This window comes from Oleiphilus sp. HI0132 (assembly GCF_001635845.1).
Genome location: NZ_LWGJ01000067.1, coordinates 1 through 702 on the forward strand (window position 1 = coordinate 1; position 702 = coordinate 702).

1 protein-coding gene and 1 pseudogene are annotated in these 702 nt (G+C 47.2%); both read left to right on the forward strand.

Annotation, left to right across the window (positions count from 1 at the left end; translation table 11 throughout):
• On the forward strand, positions 1–349 hold a 349-nt coding region (locus tag A3766_RS30050; RefSeq protein WP_197479151.1), incomplete at its 5' end, for a hypothetical protein.
• Between the two features lie 111 nt (positions 350–460).
• Positions 461–702: pseudogene (locus A3766_RS00975) on the forward strand (molybdopterin molybdenumtransferase MoeA); the annotation flags it as partial.

A 702-nucleotide genomic window follows, 5' to 3' on the forward strand; every position in this document is an offset into this window, starting at 1 on the left:
TCGCACCCAAAACCTGACAAACTTTGGCAATGGCACGATTGACACCAACAATATCGGCTACCCAATTGGTGTTGATAAAGGCACAGGTAATGAGAATATAGGGCAAGGCAACAACGGCTGCATTGGTGTCTGGCAGGGCGTATTGGAAAACCCGCCCTCAGTTGTTGTTGGCAACAACAATGAAGCCTATCGAGCTTACCGCCACACCGGCAACAGAGTCTGCAGCTACGCTTATCGCCTTAACGGCGACACTGGCAATCGCAATAACAGCTCCTTGGTTATCAAGTACGACTCGCGCGACGGTAGTGTCGTAAGCTGCGGCACTCACGCAGATCTACCCGCTTGCTAACTCTTCCTTAAGCGCTTGATGATCATCAACGATTTATTTCTGTTTTAGCGATACACTGCACACGCTAAACTAATAACCCGTTTTTCATCGTCGATACTGACAGAGCTATTTATGTCGAACACAAATCAAAGCTGCTGCGATTCAGCCGTCAAACACACCCTTAATCCTTTAGATGATATCATTGAGCGCTTAAAAAAATTGGCAAACCCGATATCGGAGACAGAATCAGTTGCACTTATTGATGCACACGAAAGAGTGCTCGCTGAAGACTTAGTCTCTACACTTAATGTACCGCCCACAGATAACAGTGCCGTTGACGGCTACGCACTAAACCTTGATGACTTCTCTGAGGG